Source organism: Castellaniella sp. (genome assembly GCF_034675905.1).
In the GTDB taxonomy this organism is placed as follows: Bacteria; Pseudomonadota; Gammaproteobacteria; order Burkholderiales; family Burkholderiaceae_B; genus Castellaniella.
This window is the reverse complement of sequence record NZ_JAUCCV010000002.1, coordinates 620,172-645,279: the sequence shown is the minus strand read 5'-3', so window position 1 is coordinate 645,279 and position 25,108 is coordinate 620,172. Positions and strand designations below refer to the sequence as shown.

Sequence of the window (25,108 nt, the reverse complement as noted above, 5' to 3'; positions counted from 1 at the left end):
AGGGCTTGCTCACAGCGCCCCGTCCTGCTGATCCAGGGCGTCATTTTTTTAAGCATTTCCGTATCTTGATCGATCTCGAGAACATTCGTAAGACCTTTGAATCGGCCGGCCGCTCGGTACATGCGCTGGCCGATGTCAATCTGAATATCCGCGAAGGCGAAGTCTTCGGGATCATCGGCCGTTCGGGCGCGGGCAAAAGCACGCTCATCCGCATGCTGAACCTGCTGGAGCGGCCCACCGAAGGCGTTGTGCGCGTCGATGGTCACGACATCACTGCATATTCCGAAGCGCAGCTGCGCGAATACCGGCGCAGCGTAGGCATGGTGTTTCAGCATTTCAATCTGCTGCGGTCCCGCACCGTGATGGATAACGTCTGTTTTCCGCTGCGCCTGTCAGGCATGTCGCGGGCGGACTGTGCGGTGCGCGCCCGCGAGGTCCTGAATCTGGTCGGCCTGTCCGATCATGCGCATAAATATCCCGGCCAGCTGTCGGGCGGGCAGCAGCAGCGGGTGGGGATCGCGCGCGCCTTGGCCAGCAAGCCGCGTCTGCTGCTGTGCGACGAAGCGACATCCGCCCTGGACCCGGAAACCACGCAATCCATTTTGCGGCTGCTGGGCGACATCAATCAGCGTCTGGGACTGACCATCGTGCTGATCACGCACAGCATGGATGTGATCCGGGCGGTTTGCGACCGGGTCGCCGTGATCGAGGCCGGACAGATCGTTGAATCCGGCCAGGTGCTGGAAGTCTTTTTGCATCCGCGGCACGATGCCACGCGTTCTTTGCTGTCTGAAAGCGGCCTGGATGGCGGCGAGGGCTGGCGAGCCATGGCCGAAGGCCTGTCGGGACGCTTGCTGCGGCTCAGCTTCCGGGGGGATGCCACGGGGACGCCTTTGTTAAGCCGCCTGAGCCGTGATCTGCATCTGGATCTCAGCATCCTGCAGGGGTCGGTAGGGCGCATCAAAGACACGCCCTACGGGCAGCTGATTGTGGCGGCGCAGGGGGCGGATGCCGATCTGGACGGCCTGGGGGCCGTGCTGGATCAGGCCGGTGTTCACTACGAGGTGCTGCGGACATGATGGCCAATGTGGACTGGTGGCTGATCGGCGAGGCCACGATCGACACCCTGCTGATGACAGGTTTTTCCCTGCTGTTCACGATATTGATCGGCTTGCCGGTCGGTGTGCTGCTGTTTCTGACCAGCCCGGGGCAGATGATGAACCACCGGGGCATTTATCAAAGCACGGCGTTCATCGTCAATGTGTTGCGGTCGGTGCCGTTCCTGATTTTGCTGATCGTGATGATTCCCATGTCGCGCCTGCTGGTCGGCACGGCGCTGGGCGTGCAAGGCTCGATCCCGCCGCTGGTCGCCAGCGCGGCGCCGTTTTTCGCGCGGCTGGTTGAAAACGTATTGCGGGAACTCGACCCTGGCGTCAGCGAGGCATGCCGGTCCATGGGAGCGACGTCGCGCCAGACCGTGCTGTGGGCTTTGCTGCCGGAAGCCACCACTGGCATCCTGGCGGCGGTCGTGGTGACGGCCATCACCCTGGTGGGCTATTCCGCCATGTCGGGCGTGATCGGCGGCGGCGGTCTGGGCGATCTGGCCGTGCGTTACGGCTATCAGCGCTATCAAGGCGACGTGATGGCGGTGACGGTGGTGGTGCTGGTCATCATGGTGCAAGTGTTTCAGGTGCTGGGCGACCGTTGGGTGGCCCGGTTGAATCGAAAGTAGTCATATTCATCAGGCGATTTTTCAGGAGATCTTTCATGTTGAAGAAATTTGCACCGGCGCTGGCGCTGGTTCTGCCGCTGGCGTTTGCTGTTCCGGCCCATGCAGCCAAGCTGTCCGTGGCGGCTACGCCCGTTCCCCATGCCGAACTGCTGGAACTCGTCAAACCCGACTTGGCCAAGGAAGGCGTGGATCTGGATATCAAGGTCTTTACCGACTACGTGCAGCCCAATCTGCAAGTCGCCGACAAGCAGATCGACGTCAACTTCTTTCAGCATCAGCCGTATCTCACTTCCTTCAACAAGGAACACGACACGAAACTGGTGTCGGTCGGCGCCGTGCACGTCGAACCTTTCGGCGGCTATTCGCAAAAAATCAAGGACATCAAGGACCTGAAGGATGGCGCCCAGGTCGCCATTCCCAATGATCCGTCCAACGGCGCCCGCGCCCTGCTGCTGTTGCAAAAACAGGGCCTGATCCAGTTGAAAGACCCCAGCAACATTCTGGCGACAGCGCGTGACGTGTCGGACAATCCCAAGCACCTGAAATTCCGCGAACTGGAGGCCGCCACGTTGCCGCGCGTGCTGCCCGATGTGGATCTGGCCCTGATCAACACCAACTATGCGCTGGAAGCCGGTCTGAACCCGATCAAGGACGCTTTGTTCATCGAGGACAAGGATTCCCCCTATGCCAATCTGGTCGTGACCCGCGCGGATCGCAAAGATGACCCCGCCGTGCGCAAGCTGGTCGAGGCGCTGCAGTCCGCCAAGGTGCGCGATTACATTCTGACCCAATACAAGGGCGCCATCGTGCCGGCATTCTGATCGCCGCAAGGGTGTGGGAAATCCCCTGGAAAGGCTAGGGGATTTCCCGAAAATCGCTGAAAGGCCCGGGGTTTTTGCCGTTTCGGAGGCGGAAATTCCGGGCCTTTCAGTTAACATGAACGCCTGGCGCAGCCTGCGGGCTGCCCTGGAATCATCCCACAAGGAGACCTAGATGATGTTGCCCAAATCCCTGAAAGCCGCCCTGCTGGGGCTGGCCTTTACCCTCGCTCTGCCGACCGCTCAGGCGGCTGACAAGGAACTCGTCGTCGCTACCGATACCGCCTTTGTGCCTTTCGAATTCAAGCAGGACGGCAAATACACCGGGTTCGACGTTCAACTGTGGGAAGCCATCGCCAAGCAGGCCAATCTGAAATACCGCCTGCAGCCCATGGATTTCAACGGCATCATCCCGGGTCTGCAGACGCGCAACATCGATGTGGCGCTGGCGGGCATCACCATCCGTCCGGATCGCGCCAAGGTCATCGATTTTTCCGACCCCTACTATGAATCCGGTCTGGCCATTCTGGTCGCCAAGGACAGTCCGATCAAGACTGCCAAAGACCTGGAAAACAAGACCGTGGCCGTCAAAATCGGCACCGCGACGGTTGACTACATGAAGGCCAACGTGCCGTCGGCCAAACTCAAGCTCTTCCCGAACATCGACAACGCTTTCCTGGAATTGGCGACAGGGCGCGTGGATGCCGTGGTGCACGATACGCCCAACGTCCAGTACTACGCGAAAACAGCCGGTCAAGACAAGGTCAAGGTCGTGGGTTCTCTGAAAAGCGGCGACTTCTACGGCATCGCTTTCCCGAAGGACAGCAAGCTGGTCCCGGTCGTCAACAAGGCGCTGGCCGACCTGAAGGCCAACGGCTCCTACGACAAGCTGTACGAAACCTGGTTCGGCAAAAAGCCGGACTGATCGGGACGCATCGTGACATTTGAATGGTCTGCAATCTGGGCTGCCTGGCCCGATCTGATGGCCGGCGCCTGGATGACCGTGCAAATCACGGTGATGGGTCTGGTGGGGGGGGCGATCATCGGCGGCTTGTCCGGCGTGGTCGTCACCTATGTGCCGGTGCCGATCACGCGCCGGTCACTGACCTGGAGCGCGGTGGCGCTGGTCGTGCTCTATGGCCTGTTGCGGCTGGCGTCCTGGCTGGGCGACGGCCCGCTGGCGGGGGTGCCCGACGCCGTATGGTGGGCTGTGCAACTGCTGGTGCTGGCGCTGCTGGTCTGGCGCTTCCTGGCCTGGGTGCCGTTGGCGCTGTCCGTGGTGTCCCAGATCTATATCCTGCTGATGCGCGGCACGCCGATCGTGGTGCAGGTGATGTTCATCTATTTCGCCCTGCCGCTGCTGGTCAATCTGCGCATCGACGGCTTTACGGCAGCGACGGTCACCCTGATGATCAATTCGGGGGCCTATATCGCTGAAATCGTGCGCGGCGGTCTGTTGTCAGTGCCGAAAGGCCTGCAAGAAGCCGGCCAGGCCATGGGCTTGCCCTTCTACAAGATCCTGACGCGTATCATCGGCCCGGTGGCCCTGCGGCGCATGATTCCCACCATGGGCAATCAGTGCATCATCAGTCTCAAGGACTCTTCCCTGTTCATTGTGATCGGCGTCGCCGAGCTGACGCGCCGGGGGCAGGAAATCATCGCCGGTAATTTCCGTGCGGTGGAAATCTGGGGGGCGGTCGCAGTGATCTATCTGATCATGACCGGCTTCATTGCCCTGGCGCTCAAGTTCATTGAACACAGGACCCGCATCGTATGAGCATCGTGGAATTCAAGAACGTCACCAAACGCTTTGGTGACAATGTGGTGCTCGACGGCATCGACCTGTCCATAGAATCCGGCGAAGTCGTGGTGGTGGTCGGGCCGTCCGGCTCCGGCAAGTCCACCTTTCTGCGCTGCATCAATGTGCTGGAAACAATCCAGGGCGGCGATATCGTGGTCAATGGGCTCAGTGTGCTGGGGACGGTATCGCAGGTGCGTGAATTGCGCCGCGAAGCCGGCATGGTGTTCCAGCAGTTCAATCTGTTTCCGCAGCTGACGGCGCTGGAAAACGTGATGTTCGGCCCTTTGCATACCCGGGGCGCTCCCAAAGCGCAGGCACGGCAGCAGGCGCAGGAATTGCTGGAAAAGGTAGGGCTGGCCGATCGCGCCGGCCATTATCCCGGTCAGTTGTCAGGCGGTCAGCAGCAGCGCGTGGCCATCGCCCGTGCGCTGGCCATCAAGCCCATGCTGATGTTGTTTGACGAACCGACTTCGGCGCTGGATCCGGAACTGCGCCATGAAGTCCTGCGGGTCATGCAGGACGTTGCCGAGGAAGGCATGACCATGATCGTGGTCACGCATGAAATGGAATTCGCCCGCAAGGTCGGCAGCCGTCTGATCTTCATGGATCAGGGCAAGATCGCCGAGGACGGCATGCCTGAAGTCTTGCTCAATAATCCGCCCAGCCAGCGGCTGAAGGATTTTCTGCAGCACGTGTCCTGATGGATCGAGGCGGGTTCGCCCGCCTGTCCATTCCGTTCCGGGCTGCGATACCCGCGTTTATTTTGCCGCCGTGACCCGGAAGGTGCGCGTGGCGACGACCTTGTCCGATCCCTCGCCCATGATCTGGATCGTCACCTGATGCAGCCGGTAGGCTTTGGGCAATTCTGTCTGGCCGTTGATGACGGTGTAGCGCCCCATGTCCAGGGGTTGCGAGCCCAAGCCCACATAGGCGGTATTGCCGTTGGGATAGGTGCCGATGCCGATCAGCTTGACCTCGCCGCGCAGATTGGCAACCTGGGTGTCGCCGTCGACAGGGTCCTGGATCAGCAGCACCTGATAATGCAGGCCGTCATCCTGCAGCGTCATGTCGGCGCTGCGGATGCCGGGCGAGGTGCCGCGCGGGTCGGGCGGAATGGCGGCAATCAGGCCAGCGACGCCGGCCTGCATGTCGGCGGCATGCTTGCGCAGCTGTTCCACCTGGGCGTTCTGTTCTTTTTGCGCAGCTTGCGCTTGATCCAGATCCTGGCGCAGCGCCTTGGATTCGGTATTCATGCGCTGGTTTTCCAGGTTGGCCGTGTTCAGATCCATACGCAGCTGTTCGGACTGCTCGACCGTCAGGCGCTGCGGGCCATAACTGCGTTGCAGAAACAGGACGCCGCCAGCCCCCAGCACGATGCCGGTGATCAGCAGCAGCAGCCAGCGGGGAATGCCGCGGCTGCGGCGGGTATAGCCATAAGGGGTAGGTTTGAACGTGGGGCGGTTGGAACCGAGAGACATAAGGAAATTCCTGAAGCGGCAAGGCGCGGAGCAGGGCACCAAAGTTCGTTAGCATAAACGGTTTGTCGCCGTCTTCACCAAGCGGTCTACAGACGGTTGCGAATTGCCAGAACTGGATAGAAGGCGCCTGAATCGAAAGGTTGGCACATGGTCAACCTGATCCGCCTGCCATTTTAACAGCCTGCCGGGCCCTGTCTCAGGGCTTGGTCCAGGACCTGCAGGCGCTCGGGAGTGCCGACGTCGGTCCAGCGGCCCGTATGGTGCGAACCCTGCACGGCGTTTTGGGCCATGGCCTGGCGCAGCAGCGGCGCCAGGGGGGCGGGGCGGCCGGGGGGCAGGGCGGTGAACAGCACCGGACGGTACAGGCCGACGCCGGCAAACGTCAGGGCGCTGGGGCCGGTCTCCGGTAGAGTGACCCGGCCATCGGTCTGCAGGTGAAAGTCGCCGTCGGGGTGATGGGCCGGATTGTCGACCAGCAGAATGTGGGCCAGCGTGCCGGCAGGCAGTTGCTCAGCCCAGCGGCCGGCCTGAGCAGGATCCCAGTCACACCAGATATCGCCGTTGATGACCAGAAAGGGCTGGTCCTGAAAAAACGGCAGCGCTCGGGCGATGCCGCCAGCGGTTTCCAGGGCGGGGGATTCAGCCGAATAGCACAGGCGCACCCCCCAGTAGCTGCCGTCCCCCAGCGCGGTTTCGATCTGCGCGCCCAGCCAGGCATGGTTGATCAGGATATCGGTGATGCCGGCGCGGGCCAGGCGCTGCAGGTGCCAGGCGATCAACGTCTGGCCGCCGACGGACAGCAGCGGTTTGGGGCAGGCGTCGGTCAGCGGGCGCATGCGTTCGCCGCGTCCTGCCGCCAGGATCATGGCGCGCATCAGAACGAATATCCGTTTTTCTGCGGCACCTGCTCGACCTGATCCAGCAGGCGCAACAAGGGATGAAAGACGGTGTAGCGCCCAGCCACCTGGCGCACATAGGCCTGTACCCGGGGGATGTGATCCAGGTAGTGATGCTTGCCGTCCCGGTGGGACAGGCGGGCGAAGACCCCCAGAATGCGCAGATTGCGCTGCAGGCCCATCCATTCGTACTGCTGATGGAATTCGGCGAAATCGGCGGGCACCGGCATGCCGGCGGTTCTGGCGTATTCCCAATAGCGGATGGCCCAGTCCAGCTGCTGCGGTTCGTCCCAGGTGGTGCGGGCGTCCATGACCAGCGAGGCGACGTCATAGCTGATGGGGCCGCGCAGTGCGTCCTGGAAGTCGATGATGCCGGGAATGAAGTTCGGCGCGCCAGGGCCGATCATGAGATTGGGAGAATGGAAATCGCGGTGTACGAACACCTGGGCCTGATCGGCTGCCTGACGGGCCAGCACGGCAAAAGTCCTGTCCAGCATGGCCTGGGTGTCGGCGCTTGGCGTATGGCCCAGGTGCGTCTGCAGATACCATTGAGGGAAAAGCGCCAGTTCCTGCAGCAGGCGGGCCTGGTCGTACGCCGGCAGGTCATCGGTCGGGCATTGCTGCAGCCGCACCAGCGCCCGCAGGACGCCGCGCATATGCTGTTGCCAGACGGCATCGTCCTGACAGAAGCCGGCCTGGATAGCCTCGTGGAAGGTCTGTCGGCCCAGGTCGGACAAGAGCAGAAATCCCTGGTCGATATCCTGGGCCAGGATGGCCGGCACATGCAAGCCGCTGGCCGCCAGCTGTTGGGCGATCGCGACGAAAGGCCGGCAATCCTCGTGGGGCGGGGGAGCATCCATGACGATCAGCGTACCTTCGGCCGCCTGCAGGCGAAAGTAGCGGCGAAAACTGGCGTCCCCGGAGACGGGCGTGAGCGTGTCGGGTCGCAGGCCCAAGGGGGCGGCGTGGGCGTCCAGCCAATGGCGCAAGGCTGTCAGGCGGGCGTCCGGGGTGCGGGTGTCGGTCATGTAGGGGATCGTGGCAATGAAAATGGCGGATCACACGCGGATGGCGTGGCTTCTCTATAATACTGGGTCGCTGATCGCTATGGTGCGTTGGTCGGCCATTTCTCATTTCACCCTAGAGGGCCCGGTCTTCGTGCATTGGATCAGCCGCATCATCCTCCTGAGTGCCGCCTTGTCGGCGCCGGCATTGGCTGCAGACACCCCTGTCCCAGCTGGCGAATTGCGCATGGTGGACAGCCTGCGCCTGCATCCGGTCCCGCAGGAAGACGCCTTGCCGTCCTTTTTGATCGGTGACGACATTTCACGGGATGCCCAGGGGCGGGTCACGCTGCAGGGGAACGCCCAAGTCCGCCGCCTGGATGGGGTGCTGAAGGGCGATCGCATCGATTACGACCAGACGAGCGGCGATACGGAAGTCCGTGGCAACGGCCTGCTGATGCGCGATGGCAATATCGTGCGGGGGCCGCACCTGCGCTTCAATACCCGGACCAGCCAGGGCAGCGTCGAGGCCCCGCGATTCTGGCTGGGGGCGTCGGCCGGCCAAGGACAGGCCAAGCAGGCCGACATCCTGAGCCGCCAGCACATGCGCCTGACCGATGTGCGCTACACCGGCTGGTCGGGGCCGGATCCCGCGTGGACTATCGACGCCAGCCGCGTCGATCTGTATCTGGACGAAAACGAAGGCGCCGCCCGCAACGGGGTGCTGCGCTTCAAGGGCGTCCCCATTCTGTATTCGCCCTACCTGACCTTCCCGCTGGGGCGGGATCGCAAGAGCGGCTTTCTGACCCCCACCTATGGCACATCGTCCAATGCCGGGATCGAACTGACCACTCCGTATTATCTGAATCTGGCGCCCAATTACGACGCTACCCTGTTCCCGCGCTACATGAGCAAGCGCGGCCTGCTGCTGGGCACGGAATTCCGCCATCTGGGCGAATCGTCGCATTCCGAGCTGTTTGGCGCCTACATCATGCGTGACCGCCAGACCGGAGACAAGCGCTGGATGTATTCGGTGCAGCATACCCAGAATCTGGGGCATGGCTTACAGGCCTCTCTGGATGCCCGCAAGGTCTCGGACGATGATTACTTCCGGGATTTTTCCTCGTTCGGCCTGACCGACGCCGCCATTACCTATATGCCCAGCCAGGCGCTGCTGAACTGGTCAGGGGGGCCGCATTTCAGCGGGTCGCTGCAGTTCTATCGTTACCAGACGCTGCAGGACAGTACGGGTTCGTTTCTGGCGCCGCCTTACGATAAGCTGCCGGAACTCCATTTCCGGGCCCAGCATTACGGCTGGAACGGCTTTGACGTGGTGTCGGACAACTACGCCACCCGTTTCGTCGCGCCCATCTATCGCGGGAATGCTTTCCCGGATGAATCCGGCAAACGCCTGATGCCTAACGGCACCCGCATGACGTCGTATACCTCGATCGCGCGGCCGTTCATCCTGCCTGGCGCCTACCTGACCCCCAAGGTCGGCATGCACATGAGCCAGTACAGCACCGATTGGTTCTACGGCGAGATCCAGGGGCTGCCCCCGGAATTGATGGGACAACCCCGTGTGCAGACGCGGGTGCTGCCGATCGCCTCGGTGGATGCCGGCCTGACGCTGGAGCGTGATTCGTCCTGGTTCGGCAAGGCGGCGGTGCAGACGCTGGAGCCTCGCCTGTACTACCTGTATGTGCCTTATCGGGATCAATCCGGGCTGCCGGTGTTCGATACGGGCATGGCGTCCTTCAGCTACCAACAGGCCTTCGATGAAAATATCTTCAGTGGCGGCTGGGACCGCATCGCCAATGCCAATCAGTTGACGGCCGGTTTGACGACCCGCTGGCTGGACGCCGATACGGGCTTCGAGCGCTTGTCCTTGTCGGCCGCTCAGCGCTTTTATTTCGATGACCAGCAAGTCACGCTGCCCAGCCAGACGCCGCGCAAGGCCACGGAATCCGATTACCTGCTGGGGGCCAAGGCAGCTTTGACCGATCGTTTTTCGGTCTTTTTCGATGGTCAGTTTGATCACGACACCCAAAAACGCAACCGCCTCAGCGCCGGCATGCGCTGGGCGCCCAAGCGCCTGGCGACGATGTCACTGTCCTATCGCTACGAACGCGATCCCAATCTGTACACCGACCCTTATCAGATCTTGCCGGCAGGCGCCGAGCAGCAGTCGCGTGAACAGGTCAGCTTCAGCAGCCAATGGCCGCTGGCCCGACGGTGGTTCGGGGTGGGTCGCTATGATTATTCTCTGGCCGAAAAGCGCAATACCCAATCCATCGTCGGCCTGGAATACCGGGGTGATGGCGGCTGGGCTGCGCGTGCGGTGCTGCAACGCTATGCGGTATCAGCGGAAAAAACCAATACAGCGCTCTTCCTGCAGCTGGAACTCACCGGCCTGGGCTCACTCGGTACCGATCCCATGTCCATGTTGTCCGAACGGATTACGGGGTATCAGTCCGTGACTCCTCCCACACCTGAAAAAACTGTTTTCGAGAGGTATGAATGATGTCTGGCTCGCGTCATCCCGCCGGTGCGCTTTTCCTGGCTCTGCTGCTGGGCAGTAGCGCCCTGGCGCCGCTGGCCCAGGCGGCCGGCAAAACCCGTCCTGCCGCTGCGCCGGCGCCAAGTGAACAGTTTGTGGATGGGATCGCCGCTATCGTCAACAAGCAGGTCATCACGCTGGGGCAGTTGGCCGACAAGCAGGCCCAGGTGCGCCGCCAGATGCAGCAACAGCAGATTCCCGTACCCGAAGACGCTGTCTTCAAGCGTCAGGTGCTGCAGCAGATGATCAATGCAGCCTTGCAGGATCAGGAAGCCCAGCGGCAGGGCATTCGTATCTCCGACGCCCAGGTCGATCATGCCATCCAGACGGTGGCGCAACGCAACCGTCTGACCGTCGAGCAGCTGAAAAAGGAAATTCTGAGCAGCGGCATGAGCTGGGATCAGTATCGCGTCGAACTGCGCTCGCAGATCCAGGACGACACACTGCGCCAACGCTCGGTCGAGGATCGCATCAGCATCAGCGATAGCGACATCGATGCCTTCCTGCAGACGGTGGGTGACCGGCCTGTGCCGCAACAGCAAGCGCCGTCGCAGCCGCAGCCTGAAACGCCGCCTGTGCCTGCCACGGCGCCGTCCGGTCCTGAACTGGTCGAACTGGCTCAGATCCTGATCGAGGTGCCGGATTACGCCGCCAATGCCGTGGTGGACGAAAAACGCCAGCAGGCCGAAGCCATCTTGCGCAAGCTGAAATCCGGTGCGGACTTTGCCGGCCTGGCTGCAGCAGCTTCCAACGGGCCGCAAGCCTTGGAAGGCGGCAATATGGGCATCCGGCCCCTGAAAGACTGGCCTGACCTGTTTGCGCGGGCCGTCGCTGAGGTGCCCGCAGGCGGGGTCACTGGCGTGCTCCAGAGCGGTCGCGGTTTTCATATCCTGAAGGTGTTGCGCCGGGGTTATGCCCAGCGCCCGGCGCCTGCTAAGGCGGCCGCCGCACGGTCCACTCCCGCACCGGCAGCCGCACCGGCCCAGACGCCGTCCGGCCCCATGATGGTGACGCAGACCCACGCGCGGCATATCCTCATCAAGACCTCCAAGGTCGTCAGCGACGACAAGGCCCGCAGCACGCTGGAAAGCCTGCGCCAGCGGATCGAGCATGGCGAATCCTTTGCTGAGTTGGCCAAGCGCTATTCGCAGGATGCTTCGGCGCCGCAGGGCGGCGACCTGGGCTGGCTCAATCCGGGCGAGACCGTGCCGGCTTTCGAGCAGGTCATGAATACCTTACAGAACGGCCAGGTCAGCGAACCGGTCAAATCGCCGTTCGGCTGGCACCTGATCCAGGTCGAGGATCGGCGCAGCAAGAACATGGAACAGGAGTTCCGCCGCATGCAGGCTCGCCGCGAACTGATGGAACGCCGCATCGGCCCGGCCTACGAAGATTGGCTGGATCAGCTGCGCAGCCAGGCCTATATCGACAACCGGCTGGAACATACGCGCAGCGGCGCTCAGTAATCATCACCATGGCGCATCAGGCACGCAAACGTTTCGGCCAGCACTTCTTGCACGATGCATCCGTCGTGGATGCCATCGTGCGGGCCGTCGATCCCCAGGCTGACGATTACATGGTGGAAATCGGCCCCGGGCTTTCCGCCCTGACCGCGCCGCTGCTGGATCGTGTGAAGCGCTTGATGGCCGTGGAACTGGACCGCGATCTGGCTCAGCGCCTGCGGGCGCGATGGGGGGCCGACCGCCTGCACCTCATCGAAGCGGATGCCTTGACGGTAGATTTTTCGGATCTGATGGGTAGTACCGGCGGGCCTGCCGCTGCATCTGCCGCGCCCAGCCTGCGCGTCGTCGGCAATCTGCCCTACAACATTTCTACGCCATTGTTGTTTCATCTGATGCAATGGGCGGATCAGGTGCAGGACCAGCATTTCATGCTGCAACGAGAAGTCATCGACCGCATGGTGGCGCGGCCCGGCGACAGCCAGTACGGACGTCTGTCGGTCATGTTGCAGGCGCGCTACCGGATGGTGCACTTATTCGATGTGCCGCCGGATGCTTTTGATCCGCCGCCCAAGGTCATGTCCGCCATTGTGCGCATGCGCCCGCTGGCCGCTGCCGACTGGCGCCAGCCGGTCAACGCTGCGGTGTTTGATCGTGTGGTGGCGCGGGTGTTTGAACATCGGCGCAAAATGATCCGCGGCAGCCTGGGCGACTGGGTGAATCATCTGGACTGGGATGCCTTGGGGATTGCCAGCACCGTGCGGCCCCAGGAATTATCCGTGACGCAATTCCTGGATATGGCCGATGCACTGGCGGCTGCCGGGGTAGCCTGAAGGGTATCAGTCCTGGCGATCGTGGCGCTGGATCAGTTCGATCTTGTAGCCGTCCGGATCCTGAACGAAGGCAATGACCGTCGATCCGTGTTTCATGGGGCCTGCTTCGCGCACGACCAGACCGCCGCGCGTCTTGATGGTGGCGCAGGTGTCGTAGGCGTCTTCGACTTCGATGGCGATGTGGCCGTAACCGGTCCCTAGTTCGTAGGCGTCCGTATCCCAGTTGTGGGTCAATTCGATCACGGCGCCCTCGGTTTCGTCCTGGTAGCCGACGAAGGCCAGGGTGAAGCGGCCTTCCGGGTAGTCCTTGCGGCGCAGCAACCGCATTCCCAGTGTGTCGGTATAGAACATCAGGGAACGATCCAGGTTGCTGACGCGCAGCATGGTATGTAGTAGTCGCATGGTGAATCCTTAGCGGAATGGTGCCTCTATCATACGCATATCGGGAATCCTAACGCACTACGTAGACAGCGCATTCCGCCCGCTGCATGACCTTGCGGCTGATGGAGCCCAGGTGCAGCGCCTGCAGGTCGCCCAGCCCGCGGGCGCCGACGGCGATCATGCTGGCGTCTGCCGCCGCGGACAGGATCGCCTGGTCGGCAGCGCCTTCGCTGATGATCTGCTCGATCTTCAGGGCAGGGTAGCGCTGGCGGACCTGTTCGGCCGCCTGCCGGGCGATGGTCTGGGCCTGTTGTTCGGTATCGGCGACGATTTGCTGATAGACGGGGTCGTCATGCCCCGGGTGGTCCGTCTGGGGCGCGCCTTCGGACTTTTCCGCCAGAGGGTTCAAGGATGTGGCCAGCGACCATAGATTCCAGTTGGGACGCTTCCAGGCGACGACGATACGCAGGAAGGAACCCGTGTCCGCCGCCAGGCGCGCGGCTTCTTGCAGGGCGCGCACCCCATATGCGGAGCCATCCACCCCAGCTACCACCGGGTATTCCATGGAAGGCAGCGGGCGGGGTGATCGACGGATCACGGCGACGGGGCAGTTGGCGTGGTGGGTGACTTTGAAGGCGACCGAGCCCAGGATGATATCGGGCAGCACGCCTCGGGCCCGGTGGCCGATGACCAGGAGAGAGGCGTGTTCGGCGCTTTCAATGAGAGCGTTGGCGGCATCGCCGGGACGGCCTTCGGCCTGGATGTCGAGGTCGGCGATCTGCCGGGCCTGATCGGCGCCGGATTCCGCCGTGTGCTGCGCTTGGCGCAGGTACATTTCCTGGATGCCGGGGCGTGCCAGCTCGACGCTGCTCTGGTCGACTTCGGTGGCAGAGACGATCAACAGCGAACACTGCCGCCGCTGCGCGACGCGCGCCGCCCACTGCAGTGCGAAATCACTTTCCCGGCTGGCGTCGTAACCCACCACAACCTGTTGATTGTTGTGCTCCGCATTCATATCGTCACCTGTTGGCCGTGTGAGTGAGGGGACTGCAGCAAAACCTTACCCTACATTCCAGATGGCGTAAATGCCGCTATCGGCGCCGCAGGCTTCATGGTACCTTTTGAGCAATTGTCGTGAGGCAGGCAAGGTCGTCACGATCGATAACCATGACGGGAAGATCAGCCATGAGCGCATCTGATATCCATCAGCGTATCTCCGGCACGACGGGCTTGTTGTCCGAGGCGGACTATGCGATCAACGATCGCGACGCCAGGCTCTTCAACGAGGATCTGGCCCCCGTGCCGGCCTCGAAGCGGACCTGGGGGGCGCTGGAAATCTTCAATGTCTGGACCAACGACGTGCAGTCGCTGGCGGGCTACACCCTGGCGGCCAGCCTGTTCATCACGGCGGGCATCAGCGGGTGGCTGGTATTTCTGGCCATCATCGTCGCCAGCGTCGTGGTGATGTTCCTGGTCAATCTGTCCGGCAAGCCCAGCGTGCGCTATGGCATCCCCTATGCGGTGATCGCGCGCACCAATATGGGCGTGCTGGGGGCGCGGTTTCCCGCCTTGCTGCGTGGCATCGTGGGCATGTTCTGGTTCGGCGCCCAGACGTATTTCGCCTCTACCGCCGTGGCCCTGGCCATCAATGTGCTGTTTCCCCACCATTCGGCCGTCACGTTCCTGTCCCTGACGTGGGTGGGCTGGCTGTCGATCATCATCGTGACCGTTTTCCAGCTGGTGATTTTTTCCCGAGGCATCGGCTGGATCTCGCGCTTCCTGAATTTTGCCGGGCCGGCGGTGTATGTCGTGATGATCATGCTGCTGATCTTCCTGTGGGTCGAGGCGGGCGATGAATTGATCAGCGGGGTCGGTTCCTTGTTCCAGTCGGAACTCAGCGGTTGGGCGGCGGTGTCATCCTTTGTGGGGGTGGTCGGTACCATGGTGGCGTATTTTGCGGCTGTCGTCGTGAATTACGGCGATTTTTCCAGATTCACCGGCTCCTTGTCGCAGATGCGCCGGGGCAATTTCTACGGTTTGCCGGTATCGCTTACCTTGTTTACGTTCCTGGCTTTGTTCATCACGGCCGGGTCTTATATCGCCTTGCAGCATGGCGGCGGCGAACCGCTGACCAACCCGGCGGACATCGTCGGCCTGGTCGGCAACACCTACCTGACGCTGATTGCGGCGGTTACCTTTTTCGTAGCGACGGTCGGCATCAATCTGGTGGCCAATTTTGTTCCGCCCGCCTACGATCTGGCCAATCTGTGGCCGTCCAGGATTTCCTTTCGGATCGGCGGCTACATCACCGCCACGGTCGGCCTGATCATCTCTGTGCTGTGGGTCGCGGTGATCGCGCCCATGGGGTTCGACAAATTCGTTGATACGCTGGGCGCTGTATTGGCCCCCTTATATGGCTTGCTGGTGTGCGATTACTACATCCTGCGCAAAGGCCGCCTGTATGTCGCCGATATGTTCACCATGTCCGAGAAAAGCGTGTACCACTTCACCAACGGCTGGAATTACCGGGCCCTGTTCGCCGTCGGCGCCGCCGCCGTCTTTTCCATGGCGACGGTCTGGGTGCCCATCGTGGGGGAAACACTGGGCGGTTTCGGCTGGATCATCGGCGCTTTCCTGGGCGGATTTTTCCATTGGCTGGCGATGCGCGGCCGCGTCGTGATCGATCCCCCTGCCGCGGATGCTGCTGCCGTCTAGAACAGGGGCAGGCTGGCCGGGTGATGCTGCGCCAGGGCGTCCCGGGCCTGCTTGAAGTCCGGGCATAGCGCTTCGACCTCGCGCCAGAAGGCGGGGCCGTGATTCATTTCCTTCAGATGCGCGACCTCGTGCGCAACCACGTAGTCGATCAGTGCGGGCGGCAGATGGATCAGCCGCCAGTTCAAATGGATGCGGCGCTGGCTGGTGCAGGATCCCCAGCGGCCTTGCGCGCCGGAGAGTCTCCAGCTGTCGATCTGCTGGCCTGCCCGGTCCAGTGCGTCGCGCAGACGGCATTCAAAGTCTTCGGTGGCACGGGCCTGCAGCCAGGCCTGGGCGCGCTCCTGGATGCGGCTTGTCTCTGTGTCGCCAGGCAGGGGCAGGCGCAGGCAATCGCCTGCTGCGGGGTGGCGGCTATCGCCGTCGAACCAGGCATCCTGGGCGCCGTCCAATTGCAGGGCAATCATGACGCCCAGATAGGGGATGCGCCCGCCGGCGCGCCATTGCGTGTCTTGCAGCGCCAGCAAGGTCAGGCGTTCCTGGCTGGACTTGAGTTTGTCGCGGATCCAGCGGGATTTTTCGTGGATGACCTCCTCGATCTGTGTCCGTGTGGCCCAGGAGGGCGCCTGGATCAGCAGACGGGCATCGCGGATGGTCAGGCCGATGGTGCGGCGGCGGGAACGCCGCAGCGCATAGTCCAGGGGGCCGTCGGGCAGATGCAGCGCATGGCGCCGATAGCCTGGCATTTCCGGGGCGGGGGTGCTGCGGTTCGGCGGGCTGATACGAGGCGCGATGTCAGGGCTCGTATCAGCTGTAGGAACCGTTGGCGCGGTGGTGCGGGCGCCGGGGACCTGCGAGTCGAACAGGCTGAGCTGGCGCGGTTCACCGCTTGGCATAGCGTTCCGGATTCAGGACCCGCATCTCGGCCTCGATCCAGTCGCGCACGGCGCCGTTCAGGGAAACCGGGTTGTGCTGCGTCGGGTCCAGTGGCGGGCCGAAAGAGACCGTCACCAGGCCGGGAGTTTTCAGAAAAGCGTTGCGCGGCCAGCGTTCGCCCGCATTGTGGGCCACCGGGATGACCGGCACGCCTGTTTTGCAGGCCAGCAGGGCGCCGCCTTGCTTGTAGCGTCCGACTTCGCCGGGGGCGACCCGGGTGCCTTCGGGAAACAGCACCGGCCAGCGCCCTTCCTGCAGCCGTTGGCTGCCGATGCGTACCACCTGATCAAAGGATTCCCGGCCCTTGGCCCGATCGATGGGAATCATGCTGAGCAGCGCCAGGCTCCAGCCGAAAAACGGCACGTGATGCAGTTCTTTTTTGTAGACGAACACCACGTCGCGGGGCAGTTTGACGGCGAAATACAGGGTTTCCCAAGCCGACTGGTGTTTGGACAGGATGATGGCAGGGCCCTTGGGCAGGTGTTCCGTGCCCTGCGTCCGGTATCGGATGCCCAGTATCCAGCGGGCGCCCCACAGGGCCAGGCGCGGCCAGCCCAAGGTCAAGCGGTAGCGCCAGACCAGGGGCAGCGGCGCCCACAGGACGCAGCACAGGGCGTAGGGAATCACGGTGATGACCAGAAAGGCCATGTAGCACGCGGAGCGCAGGAAAATCATGGGTTTGCCTTGATCAATGCATCGGCGACGGCGGCCAGGTCGTCGCGGACCTCGGTGCCGACGGGCAGTTCCCCGCTGGTGCCGGCTGTTTCCCAGGTCTTGCGGCCCTTGCCGGTCAGGACCAGCCACGGAGCGCAGCCGACGGCAGCGGCTGCCTGCAGGTCGCGCAGGCTGTCGCCCACCAGGGGAATGCCGTCCAGGTGGATATCCAGGCGGCGTCCGATGTCATGCAGCATGCCGGGTTGGGGCTTACGGCAGGCGCAGCCGTCTTCGGGGCCGTGGGGGCAGAAGAAGATGGCGTCGATGCGCCCGCCTGCGTCCGCCGCCGCTTGGCGCATCCGGGTGTGGATGGCGCCCAGGGTTTCCATGGAAAACAGGCCGCGCGCTACGCCGGACTGGTTGCTGGCGATGACGACCCGCCAGCCAGCCTGGCTGAGCCGGCCGATCGCTTCCAGACTGCCGGGAATGGGGATCCATTCGTCGGGCGATTTGATGTAGGCGTCGCTGTCTTCATTGATGACGCCGTCGCGGTCCAGGATGATGAGCTTCACTGGGCCAGCCTGGACAGATCGGCGACCTGGTTCATCAGGTCATGCAGGGATTTCAGCAAAGCCAGGCGGTTGCCGCGGATACGCGGGTCTTCGGCCATCACCATGACGTCGGTGAAAAAGCGGTCGACCGCGGTGCGGGCCTGGGCCAGGATAGCCAGGCTGGCGGTGAAGTCGCCCGCCTGCAAGGCCGCCTGCGCCTGCGGCGTCAGTTGTGTGATGGCATCGGCCAGCTGCTGTTCCGCAGGCTCGGACAATAGGCTGCGATCAAAGTCGGGCAGGGCGCCATCCGCCTTTTTCAGCAGATTGCTGACGCGTTTGTTGGCGGCTGCCAGGGATTCGGCTTCCGGCAGGGCGGCGAATTCCATGCAGGCCCGCACGCGGGCGGCGACCTGGTGCACTGGCGGGCGCAGCGCCAGGACGGCGTCGATGGCTGCCCGGTCACACGTGGCCGCCAGCTGATTGCGATAACGTTCGTAGACAAATTCCAGCACCGCATCGACCGTGCCGCGCGCCAGTTGTCCGGGGCCGAAGTTGGCGGCGGCCTGTTCCAGCAGCTCGGCCAAGCGGGCCGGGGAATCCTGGTTGGCCTGCAGCCAGCCGCCGGCCACGAGCTGTTCGTAGGCGCTGATCAGGCCTAGCGCCGCGCGGCGCAGGCCATAGGGATCGCGTTCGCCGGTAGGCGCCAGACCGATGCCCCAGATGCCGATCAGGGTCTCGGCGCGTTCAGCCATGAACAGCACGGCGGCGATCAAGGTGTCGGCCTGGACGGGTTCGTCCAGGCGGATGCGGTACTGATCGCGCAAGGCGCGCGCGACCTCGGGGGGCTCGCCGTCGTGCTGGGCGTAGTAGGCGCCCATGATGCCTTGCAGTTCGGGGAATTCTCCCACCATCAGCGTACCCAGGTCGGCATGGGCCAGCATGGCGGCACGGGCGGCGACCAGCGGCTGCCCGCCCAGCAGAGGGGCCAGCCAGCGCGCTACCTTGCGGACCCGTTCTGTGCGTTCCAGCTGGGAGCCCAGCTTGTTGTGGTAGACGCTGTGCGCCAGATCGGCGACGCGGTCGGCCAGCGGGGTCTTGAGGTCGGTCTGGTAGAAGAACTGTGCGTCAGCCAGGCGAGGGCGCACCACACGCTGGTTGCCCTGGATGATGTGGACAGGGTCCTGAGGCTGCATATTGCTGACGATCAGGAAGCGGTGGGTCAAGGCCCCGGTCGCCGGATCGAACAGCGGGAAGTATTTCTGGTTCAGCCGCATGGTCAGGATCAGGCATTCCGGCGGTACAGCCAGAAAGGCTTCCTCGAAGGCGCCGACATAGACGGTGGGCCATTCCACCAGTGCGGTGACTTCGTCCAGCAGCGCATCGACTTCGGGGGTCGTGCCGATGGTGGCGTCCAAGGCGGCGGAGGCTTCCGCCAGCTGCCGGGCGATGCGTTCGCGACGTTGAGCGAACGCGGGAATGACATGGCCTGTGTTGCCCAGGACGGCCGCCCAATCATCGGCGGATGTGATCGTCAGGGGTTCCTGGCACAGGAAGCGGTGTCCGCGTGTGATGCGGTCTGCCTGCAGGCCCAGGATATGCACCGGGACGACGGCATCGCCCCACAGCGCCAGCAGATGGTGGGCCGGCCGTACGAACTTGACGTTGGTATGCCCGTCGTTCAGTTGATACTGCATGACCTTGGGGATGGGCAGGTGGGTGACCGCGTGATCCAGCGCCTGTTGCAGGCCGTCGGCCAGCACGGCGCCGGGGGCCGTCCCCTCGGCGTAGAGCACATCCTGTTTGCCGTCGTGGCGGCGCACCAGATCGGCCGGGGTCAGGTGGGATAGGTTTTTGGCCTGCAGTTTTTTGGACAGGGCCGGAGTCGCGGCCCCTTGCTCGTCCAGCCCGATGGCGGCGGGCATCAGTTTTTCGCTGTAGGATTGATCCGGGGCCTGACCCAGGACCGCGCTGAAATAGGCGGCCAGGCGGCGCGGCGTGGCGTAGACGGCGCAGGTGCAGGATGGCGCCAGCAGGTGCCGGTCCTGCAGGGTTTTCCGGATGTGCTCGGCAAAGGCGTTACCCAGGGCGTTCAGCGCTTTGGGCGGCAGTTCTTCGGTGAGCAGCTCGATGATCAGGGGGCTCGTGTTCATGCCTGGGCCTCCAGCATGGGAAAGCCCAGCCGTTCGCGGGATTCGTAGTAGGCCTGTGCCACGGCGCGTGACAGGTTGCGGATGCGGCCGATGTAGGCGGCGCGTTCCGTGACGCTGATGGCCCCCCGGGCGTCCAGCAGATTGAACGTGTGGGCGGCCTTCAGGGTGGCCTCGTAGGCGGGCAGGGCCAGCGGGACTTCGATCAGGCGCTTGGCCTCGGTCTCGTAGTCGTTGAAGTGGGTGAACAGCATGGGCGTGGCGGCGTATTCGAAATTGTAGGTGGACTGTTCGACCTCGTTCTGGTGGAACACGTCGCGGTAGTGGACGCAGCGGCCATCGGGCGCTTGCGTCCAGACCAGGTCGTAGACGGATTCCACCCCTTGTAGATACATGGCCAGGCGTTCCAGCCCGTAGGTGATTTCGCCCATCGTGGGATTGCAGTCCAGGCCGCCGACCTGCTGAAAATAGGTGAACTGGGTGACTTCCATCCCATTGAGCCAGACCTCCCAGCCCAAGCCCCAGGCGCCCAGCGTGGGGTTTTCCCAGTCGTCTTCGACGAAGCGGATGTCGTGTTGCTGCGGATCGATGCCGACGGCTTTCAGGGACCCTATGTACAGGTCCAGGATGTTCAGCGGGGCCGGTTTCAGGACCACCTGGAACTGATAATAATGCTGCAGCCGGTTCGGGTTATCGCCGTAGCGCCCGTCTTTGGGGCGCCGGGATGGCTGGACGTACGCCGCCCGCCAGGGTTCCGGGCCGATGGCGCGCAGAAACGTGGCGGTGTGGGACGTGCCGGCCCCGACTTCCATGTCGTAGGGCTGCAGCAGGGTGCAGCCCTGCCGGTCCCAATATTGCTGGAGCGATAAAATCAGTTGTTGGAATGTGAGCATGACGTGGCGGGTGACCCGCAAGGTTTGTATCCGAAACTCGGGTACAGTGCGGACTGCACCCGAAACGGCCATTTTATCCACTTTGTCGGAGAACACATGAGCGAGTGTCTGGAAGTCCGGCGACAGGGCGATATCCTGGTCCTGAGCCTGAACCGGCCGCAGGCGCGAAATGCGGTCAATCTGGAAACGGCGCGAGCCCTGGCGGCGGCGCTCGATATGCTGGACGGCGACCCGCAATTGCGCCTGGGCATCCTGACCGGGTCGGGCGGCCATTTTTGCGCGGGCATGGATCTGAAGGCCTTTGCCGCCAGCGGTCAGCGCCCCTATGTGGGGAATCGCGGCTTTGGCGGATTGTGCGAACGCCCGCCGGAAAAACCCCTGATTGCCGCCGTCGAGGGCTATGCCCTGGCGGGCGGCTGCGAACTGGCGCTGGCCTGCGACCTGATCGTGGCGGCCCGTGATGCGACGTTCGGCCTGCCCGAGGTCAAGCGCGGGCTGGTGCCGGGGTCCGGCGGCATGCTGCGCCTGCCTTCGCGCATTCCCTACCACGTCGCCATGGAAGCCGTCCTGACGGGCGATCTGTTCCCGGCGGACCGCTTTCATCAGCTGGGCCTGGTCAACCGCCTGGCGGAACCGGGCGGCGCGTTGGATGCCGCCCTGGCCCTGGCGCGGACGATCGCCGCCAACGGCCCGCTGGCGGTGCGCACGGCCAAAGCCGTCATCTCACAATCGCGCAACTGGCGCGCAGACGACATGTTCGATCTGCAGCGCCCACGCATTGCCCATATCTTTACATCCGAGGACGCGCGCGAAGGCGCGACTGCGTTCGCCGAAAAACGACCACCGGTCTGGAAGGGAAAATAATGACCACCATCACCGAACACGATCTGATCCAATCCATCGAAGATGCCGTCCAGTTCATCAGCATCTATCATCCGCTGGATTACATCCAGCATCTGGCCCGCGCCTACGAGGTCGAGGAAAGCCCCGCTGCGCGCGACGCCATCGCTCAGATATTGACCAATTCGCGCCTGTGCGCCGAAGGCCACCGGCCTATCTGCCAGGACACCGGCATCGTCAATGTGTTCCTGAAGGTCGGCATGGACGTGCGTTTCGATACGCGCCGCAGCTTGCAGGAACTCTGCGACGAGGGCGTGCGCCGGGGATACACCAATCCCGACAATCCGCTGCGGGCCTCGGTGCTGGATGATCCCTTGTTCACCCGCCGCAACACCCGCGACAACACCCCCTGTGTGCTGCAGGTGGAACTGGTCCCCGGCGATACGGTGGACGTGCAGGTGGCCGCCAAGGGCGGCGGCTCGGAAAACAAGACCAAGTTCGCCATGCTCAACCCCAGCGATTCACTGGTGGATTGGGTGTTGAAGACCGTGCCGGTCATGGGCGCGGGCTGGTGTCCGCCGGGCATGCTGGGCATCGGCGTGGGCGGCACGGCGGAAAAAGCCATGCTCATGGCCAAGCAGTCCCTGATGCAGGACATCGATATGTATGAACTGCTGCAGCGCGGGCCGCAAAACAAGCTCGAAGAACTGCGCATCGATCTGTACCGGAAGGTCAATGCCCTGGGCATCGGCGCCCAGGGCCTGGGCGGCCTGACGACGGTGCTGGACGTGAAGATCATGACCTGTGCCACCCATGCGGCGTCCAAGCCGGTCGCCATGATTCCCAACTGCGCCGCCACGCGCCACGTGCATTTCGTGCTGGACGGCAGCGGGCCGGCTGCCCTGCAGCCGCCGGCGCTGTCCGCATGGCCCGAAGTCCACTGGAAGCCCGACTACAAAGCCTCGCGCCAGGTCGATCTGGATACCCTGACCAAAGAAGACGTCGCTTCCTGGAAACCAGGCGAGCGCCTGCTGTTGTCCGGCCATATCCTGACCGGCCGTGATGCCGCCCACAAGCGCATCCAGGACATGCTGGCCCGAGGCGAATCCTTGCCGGTCGATTTCGCCGGGCGGGTGATCTACTACGTCGGGCCGGTCGATCCGGTGCGCGACGAGGTTGTCGGCCCCGCCGGCCCCACCACGTCCACGCGCATGGACAAGTTTACCGATATGATGTTGGGAAAGACCGGTTTGCTGGCCATGATCGGCAAGGCCGAACGCGGCCCCGAGGCCATCGAATCCATTCGGCAGCACGGTTCGGCCTACCTGATGGCCGTGGGCGGTTCCGCCTACCTGGTGTCCAAGGCCATCCGCTCCGCCCGGGTGGTGGGCTTTGAAGACCTGGGCATGGAAGCCATCTATGAATTCCGGGTGCAGGACATGCCGGTCACGGTGGCGGTGGATTCCCAAGGGGTGTCCGTGCACACGACCGGTCCTCGGGAATGGCAGCAGCGGATTGCCGCTCGCGTGGTCGCCGCCGGGGCTTGAACGGGTTTTTTCTTCATGACACAGGGGGATGCTATGCATGACACTTTGATGCGCAGTGCGCTGTTCGTGCCGGCCAACCGACCGGATCGCTTTCCCAAGGCCATCGCCAGCGGCGCGGATGTCGTCATCGTCGACCTGGAAGACTCCGTGGCGCCTGATGATAAATCCACCGCGCGGGATGCCTTGGTCCGTTACGCGGCCGAACATCCCCAGGATCGTTTGTGGGTGCGGATCAACGATGGCTCGACGCCTTGGTTCGACGACGATCTGGCCATGTGCCGTGAACTGTCCGCCGTGGCCGGCATCGTGCTGCCCAAGGCCCAGGCGGCAGAGCACGTCTACACGGTCTCCGGCGCCGGCAAGCCCTTGATCCCGGCCATCGAGTCCGCCCAGGGCCTGCGGGTGCTGGACGATATCGCCGGCGCCAACGGGGTAGTGCGCCTGACGTTCGGAATCCTGGACCTGATGGTGGAATTCGGCACCCGGCCGCGCACAGAAGGCGCCCAGCGGATCCTGGATCAGGTGCGCTTCCAGATTTTGCAGGCCAGCCGCATGCACGGGCTGGCCGATCCGGTCGATACGATCTACGCCGACTTTTCTGATCTCGAGGGCCTGGAACGTACCGCCGTGCTGGCCCGCGACATGGGATTCGGCGGCATGCTGTGCATTCATCCCAAGCAGGTGCCGGTCGTGCATCAGGTGTATCAGCCGCTGCCCGAGGAACTCGATTGGGCGCAGCGCGTGGTCGATCATGCGGACAGTACCGGGGAATATGCGTTCCGCCTGGATGGCCGCATGGTGGATCTGCCGGTGATCGAAAGCGCCCGGCGCGTGCTGGAACGCGGCAATCTGTACCGGATGCGCTCGGCATGAGGGCGTATCTGGACCTGGTGCAGTCGATTTTTGATCAGGGATCCTGGCAGGACAACCGCACGGGGGTGCGCACGCTCAGCCTGCCCGGCGCCTGCCTGCGTTTCGACTTGAGCAAAGGCTTCCCGGCTGTCACGACCAAGCGCTTGGCGTTCAAGTCGGCCATCGGCGAGCTGGTCGGGTTTTTGCGGGCGGCCGACAGCGCGGCGGATTTTCGCGCCCTGGGCTGCCGCGTCTGGGATCAGAACGCCAATGAAAACCAGGCCTGGCTGGCCAGCCCCTGGCGCGACGGTCCCGATGATCTGGGGCCCGTCTATGGCGTGCAGTGGCGCCAGTGGCCGGCCTACAAGCTGATCGACCTGGATCAACCGCGTAGCGCCGCGCAGATGATCGATGCGCAGGCGCGCGGCTACCGGCAGGTCGGCGTGGTGGCAGACCCTGCTGGCAACGGCAAGGCCCGCCAGGCTGTGCTGTACAAGGCAGTGGACCAGTTGCGGCAGTGCCTGGACACCCTGATGAACGACCCCGGCAGCCGCCGTATTCTGTTTCATGGCTGGAACTGGGCGCAGATCGAAGAAATGGCCTTGCCGCCGTGCCATCTGCTGTACCAGTTTCTAGCCAACCCGACGACGCGTGAACTATCCCTGTGCCTGTACATCCGCAGCAATGACGTCGGTCTGGGGACGCCCTTCAATCTGACCGAAGGCGCTGCCCTGACGCATCTGATGGCCAAGCTGACGGGCTATACGCCACGCTGGTTCACGTATTTCATCGGCGATGCGCATATCTATGAGACGCATGTCGACATGCTGCGCGAACAGCTGCGCCGCGATCCGTACCCGGCGCCGCAATTGCGCCTGTCGGACCGCATCCCCGCCTATGCCGACACCGGCGTCTATGCGCCGGAATGGCTGGATCGCGTGGAGCCCGGCGACTTCGTACTGGAAGGCTATCGGCACCACCCGCCGCTGACGGCGCCGATGGCGGTGTAGCGC

At 63.4% G+C, this 25,108-nt stretch carries 24 protein-coding genes; 14 read left to right on the top strand and 10 right to left on the bottom strand.

Going from position 1 to position 25,108, the window contains the following annotated elements; genetic code table 11:
* The first annotated feature begins 65 nt into the window (after positions 1–65).
* The 6 genes from VDP79_RS04180 to glnQ all read left to right on the top strand — a co-directional run bounded on the left by VDP79_RS04180 (position 66) and on the right by glnQ (position 5,052).
* Positions 66–1,079, top strand: coding sequence for a methionine ABC transporter ATP-binding protein (locus VDP79_RS04180; RefSeq protein WP_323016949.1), 1,014 nt, complete (start codon positions 66–68; stop codon positions 1,077–1,079).
* Positions 1,076–1,732, top strand: coding sequence for a methionine ABC transporter permease (locus VDP79_RS04175; RefSeq protein ID WP_323016948.1), 657 nt, complete (start codon positions 1,076–1,078; stop codon positions 1,730–1,732). Before VDP79_RS04180 ends, VDP79_RS04175 begins: the two co-directional genes overlap by 4 nt.
* A 35-nt stretch (positions 1,733–1,767) precedes the next feature.
* Positions 1,768–2,553 carry a MetQ/NlpA family ABC transporter substrate-binding protein gene (locus VDP79_RS04170; protein ID WP_323016947.1) on the top strand — a complete coding sequence of 262 codons (786 nt, stop codon included), beginning with the start codon at positions 1,768–1,770 and terminating at the stop codon, positions 2,551–2,553.
* 175 nt (positions 2,554–2,728) lie between these two features.
* The gene (gene glnH / locus VDP79_RS04165; protein ID WP_323017023.1) at positions 2,729–3,475 is read left to right on the top strand and encodes a glutamine ABC transporter substrate-binding protein GlnH; all 747 of its coding nucleotides are present in this window, start codon (positions 2,729–2,731) and stop codon (positions 3,473–3,475) included.
* 12 nt (positions 3,476–3,487) lie between these two features.
* Entirely contained in the window at positions 3,488–4,327 is an 840-nt protein-coding gene (locus VDP79_RS04160; RefSeq protein WP_323016946.1) for an ABC transporter permease subunit, read from the top strand.
* Entirely contained in the window at positions 4,324–5,052 is a 729-nt protein-coding gene (glnQ, locus tag VDP79_RS04155) for a glutamine ABC transporter ATP-binding protein GlnQ (RefSeq protein WP_323016945.1), read from the top strand. Before VDP79_RS04160 ends, glnQ begins: the two co-directional genes overlap by 4 nt.
* Positions 5,053–5,109: 57 nt before the next feature.
* Here the strand turns inward: glnQ and VDP79_RS04150 are convergent, their stop codons facing one another.
* From VDP79_RS04150 to VDP79_RS04140, 3 genes are all read right to left on the bottom strand, one after another.
* Entirely contained in the window at positions 5,110–5,829 is a 720-nt protein-coding gene (locus tag VDP79_RS04150; protein ID WP_323016944.1) for a hypothetical protein, read from the bottom strand.
* Between the two features lie 173 nt (positions 5,830–6,002).
* Positions 6,003–6,704 carry an N-acetylmuramate alpha-1-phosphate uridylyltransferase MurU gene (gene murU / locus VDP79_RS04145; protein ID WP_323016943.1) on the bottom strand — a complete coding sequence of 234 codons (702 nt, stop codon included), beginning with the start codon at positions 6,702–6,704 and terminating at the stop codon, positions 6,003–6,005.
* Positions 6,704–7,753, bottom strand: coding sequence for an aminoglycoside phosphotransferase family protein (locus VDP79_RS04140; RefSeq protein ID WP_323016942.1), 1,050 nt, complete (start codon positions 7,751–7,753; stop codon positions 6,704–6,706). Before VDP79_RS04140 ends, murU begins: the two co-directional genes overlap by 1 nt.
* A 79-nt stretch (positions 7,754–7,832) precedes the next feature.
* Here VDP79_RS04140 and VDP79_RS04135 point away from each other — a divergent pair, with 79 nt between their 5' ends.
* From VDP79_RS04135 to rsmA, 3 genes are read left to right on the top strand one after another with little or no spacing between them, the layout of a single operon-like run.
* The gene (locus VDP79_RS04135; protein ID WP_416233040.1) at positions 7,833–10,253 is read left to right on the top strand and encodes an LPS-assembly protein LptD; all 2,421 of its coding nucleotides are present in this window, start codon (positions 7,833–7,835) and stop codon (positions 10,251–10,253) included.
* A complete protein-coding gene (locus VDP79_RS04130) occupies positions 10,250–11,755 on the top strand; it encodes a peptidylprolyl isomerase (protein ID WP_323016941.1) in 1,506 nt (501 codons plus the stop codon). Before VDP79_RS04135 ends, VDP79_RS04130 begins: the two co-directional genes overlap by 4 nt.
* Positions 11,756–11,763: 8 nt before the next feature.
* The gene (rsmA, locus tag VDP79_RS04125) at positions 11,764–12,582 is read left to right on the top strand and encodes a 16S rRNA (adenine(1518)-N(6)/adenine(1519)-N(6))-dimethyltransferase RsmA (protein ID WP_323016940.1); all 819 of its coding nucleotides are present in this window, start codon (positions 11,764–11,766) and stop codon (positions 12,580–12,582) included.
* 6 nt (positions 12,583–12,588) lie between these two features.
* Here rsmA and gloA read toward each other — a convergent pair whose 3' ends face one another.
* Positions 12,589–12,984, bottom strand: a complete 396-nt coding sequence (gene gloA, locus VDP79_RS04120) for a lactoylglutathione lyase (RefSeq protein WP_323016939.1) — start codon at positions 12,982–12,984, stop codon at positions 12,589–12,591.
* Between the two features lie 49 nt (positions 12,985–13,033).
* Positions 13,034–13,978: a universal stress protein gene (locus VDP79_RS04115; protein WP_323016938.1), complete on the bottom strand. Its 945-nt coding sequence runs from the start codon at positions 13,976–13,978 to the stop codon at positions 13,034–13,036.
* Positions 13,979–14,148: 170 nt separating this feature from the next.
* Between VDP79_RS04115 and VDP79_RS04110 the strand changes: the two genes are divergently transcribed.
* Positions 14,149–15,678: an NCS1 family nucleobase:cation symporter-1 gene (locus VDP79_RS04110; protein WP_323016937.1), complete on the top strand. Its 1,530-nt coding sequence runs from the start codon at positions 14,149–14,151 to the stop codon at positions 15,676–15,678.
* Here the strand turns inward: VDP79_RS04110 and VDP79_RS04105 are convergent.
* From VDP79_RS04105 to glyQ, 5 genes are read right to left on the bottom strand one after another with little or no spacing between them, the layout of a single operon-like run.
* Positions 15,675–16,571, bottom strand: coding sequence for a SprT family zinc-dependent metalloprotease (locus tag VDP79_RS04105; RefSeq protein ID WP_323016936.1), 897 nt, complete (start codon positions 16,569–16,571; stop codon positions 15,675–15,677). The genes VDP79_RS04110 and VDP79_RS04105 overlap by 4 nt on opposite strands.
* On the bottom strand, positions 16,558–17,286 hold the full coding sequence (locus VDP79_RS04100) for a lysophospholipid acyltransferase family protein (protein WP_323016935.1): 729 nt from the start codon (positions 17,284–17,286) through the stop codon (positions 16,558–16,560). The genes VDP79_RS04105 and VDP79_RS04100 overlap by 14 nt, the downstream gene beginning before the upstream one ends.
* On the bottom strand, positions 17,283–17,837 hold the full coding sequence (gene gmhB / locus VDP79_RS04095) for a D-glycero-beta-D-manno-heptose 1,7-bisphosphate 7-phosphatase (RefSeq protein ID WP_323016934.1): 555 nt from the start codon (positions 17,835–17,837) through the stop codon (positions 17,283–17,285). Before gmhB ends, VDP79_RS04100 begins: the two co-directional genes overlap by 4 nt.
* Positions 17,834–19,966 carry a glycine--tRNA ligase subunit beta gene (gene glyS, locus VDP79_RS04090; protein WP_323016933.1) on the bottom strand — a complete coding sequence of 711 codons (2,133 nt, stop codon included), beginning with the start codon at positions 19,964–19,966 and terminating at the stop codon, positions 17,834–17,836. The genes gmhB and glyS overlap by 4 nt, the downstream gene beginning before the upstream one ends.
* Positions 19,963–20,856 (bottom strand): glycine--tRNA ligase subunit alpha, encoded by an 894-nt coding sequence (gene glyQ / locus VDP79_RS04085; protein ID WP_323017021.1) that lies wholly within the window; start codon positions 20,854–20,856, stop codon positions 19,963–19,965. Before glyQ ends, glyS begins: the two co-directional genes overlap by 4 nt.
* A 96-nt stretch (positions 20,857–20,952) precedes the next feature.
* Here glyQ and VDP79_RS04080 point away from each other — a divergent pair, with 96 nt between their 5' ends.
* From VDP79_RS04080 to VDP79_RS04065, 4 genes are read left to right on the top strand one after another with little or no spacing between them, the layout of a single operon-like run.
* Complete coding sequence (locus tag VDP79_RS04080; RefSeq protein ID WP_323016932.1) at positions 20,953–21,720, top strand: crotonase/enoyl-CoA hydratase family protein; 768 nt, start codon at positions 20,953–20,955, stop codon at positions 21,718–21,720.
* Entirely contained in the window at positions 21,720–23,243 is a 1,524-nt protein-coding gene (locus VDP79_RS04075; RefSeq protein WP_323016931.1) for a fumarate hydratase, read from the top strand. The genes VDP79_RS04080 and VDP79_RS04075 overlap by 1 nt, the downstream gene beginning before the upstream one ends.
* A gap of 33 nt (positions 23,244–23,276) precedes the next feature.
* Positions 23,277–24,116, top strand: a complete 840-nt coding sequence (locus VDP79_RS04070) for a CoA ester lyase (RefSeq protein ID WP_323016930.1) — start codon at positions 23,277–23,279, stop codon at positions 24,114–24,116.
* Positions 24,113–25,105, top strand: a complete 993-nt coding sequence (locus tag VDP79_RS04065) for a thymidylate synthase (RefSeq protein ID WP_323016929.1) — start codon at positions 24,113–24,115, stop codon at positions 25,103–25,105. The genes VDP79_RS04070 and VDP79_RS04065 overlap by 4 nt, the downstream gene beginning before the upstream one ends.
* The last annotated feature ends 3 nt before the right edge of the window (positions 25,106–25,108 follow it).

Coding starts and splice junctions, on each gene's coding strand:
- VDP79_RS04175 (WP_323016948.1), top strand. CDS start 1,076: ATGATGGCCAATGTGGACTGGTGGCTGATCGGCGAGGCCACGATCGAC.
- VDP79_RS04170 (WP_323016947.1), top strand. CDS start 1,768: ATGTTGAAGAAATTTGCACCGGCGCTGGCGCTGGTTCTGCCGCTGGCG.
- glnH (WP_323017023.1), top strand. CDS start 2,729: ATGTTGCCCAAATCCCTGAAAGCCGCCCTGCTGGGGCTGGCCTTTACC.
- glnQ (WP_323016945.1), top strand. CDS start 4,324: ATGAGCATCGTGGAATTCAAGAACGTCACCAAACGCTTTGGTGACAAT.
- VDP79_RS04150 (WP_323016944.1), bottom strand. CDS start 5,829: ATGTCTCTCGGTTCCAACCGCCCCACGTTCAAACCTACCCCTTATGGC.
- murU (WP_323016943.1), bottom strand. CDS start 6,704: ATGCGCGCCATGATCCTGGCGGCAGGACGCGGCGAACGCATGCGCCCG.
- VDP79_RS04140 (WP_323016942.1), bottom strand. CDS start 7,753: ATGACCGACACCCGCACCCCGGACGCCCGCCTGACAGCCTTGCGCCAT.
- VDP79_RS04135 (WP_416233040.1), top strand. CDS start 7,833: ATGGTGCGTTGGTCGGCCATTTCTCATTTCACCCTAGAGGGCCCGGTC.
- VDP79_RS04130 (WP_323016941.1), top strand. CDS start 10,250: ATGATGTCTGGCTCGCGTCATCCCGCCGGTGCGCTTTTCCTGGCTCTG.
- rsmA (WP_323016940.1), top strand. CDS start 11,764: ATGGCGCATCAGGCACGCAAACGTTTCGGCCAGCACTTCTTGCACGAT.
- gloA (WP_323016939.1), bottom strand. CDS start 12,984: ATGCGACTACTACATACCATGCTGCGCGTCAGCAACCTGGATCGTTCC.
- VDP79_RS04115 (WP_323016938.1), bottom strand. CDS start 13,978: ATGAATGCGGAGCACAACAATCAACAGGTTGTGGTGGGTTACGACGCC.
- VDP79_RS04110 (WP_323016937.1), top strand. CDS start 14,149: ATGAGCGCATCTGATATCCATCAGCGTATCTCCGGCACGACGGGCTTG.
- VDP79_RS04105 (WP_323016936.1), bottom strand. CDS start 16,571: ATGCCAAGCGGTGAACCGCGCCAGCTCAGCCTGTTCGACTCGCAGGTC.
- VDP79_RS04100 (WP_323016935.1), bottom strand. CDS start 17,286: ATGATTTTCCTGCGCTCCGCGTGCTACATGGCCTTTCTGGTCATCACC.
- glyS (WP_323016933.1), bottom strand. CDS start 19,966: ATGAACACGAGCCCCCTGATCATCGAGCTGCTCACCGAAGAACTGCCG.
- glyQ (WP_323017021.1), bottom strand. CDS start 20,856: ATGCTCACATTCCAACAACTGATTTTATCGCTCCAGCAATATTGGGAC.
- VDP79_RS04080 (WP_323016932.1), top strand. CDS start 20,953: ATGAGCGAGTGTCTGGAAGTCCGGCGACAGGGCGATATCCTGGTCCTG.
- VDP79_RS04075 (WP_323016931.1), top strand. CDS start 21,720: ATGACCACCATCACCGAACACGATCTGATCCAATCCATCGAAGATGCC.
- VDP79_RS04070 (WP_323016930.1), top strand. CDS start 23,277: ATGCATGACACTTTGATGCGCAGTGCGCTGTTCGTGCCGGCCAACCGA.
- VDP79_RS04065 (WP_323016929.1), top strand. CDS start 24,113: ATGAGGGCGTATCTGGACCTGGTGCAGTCGATTTTTGATCAGGGATCC.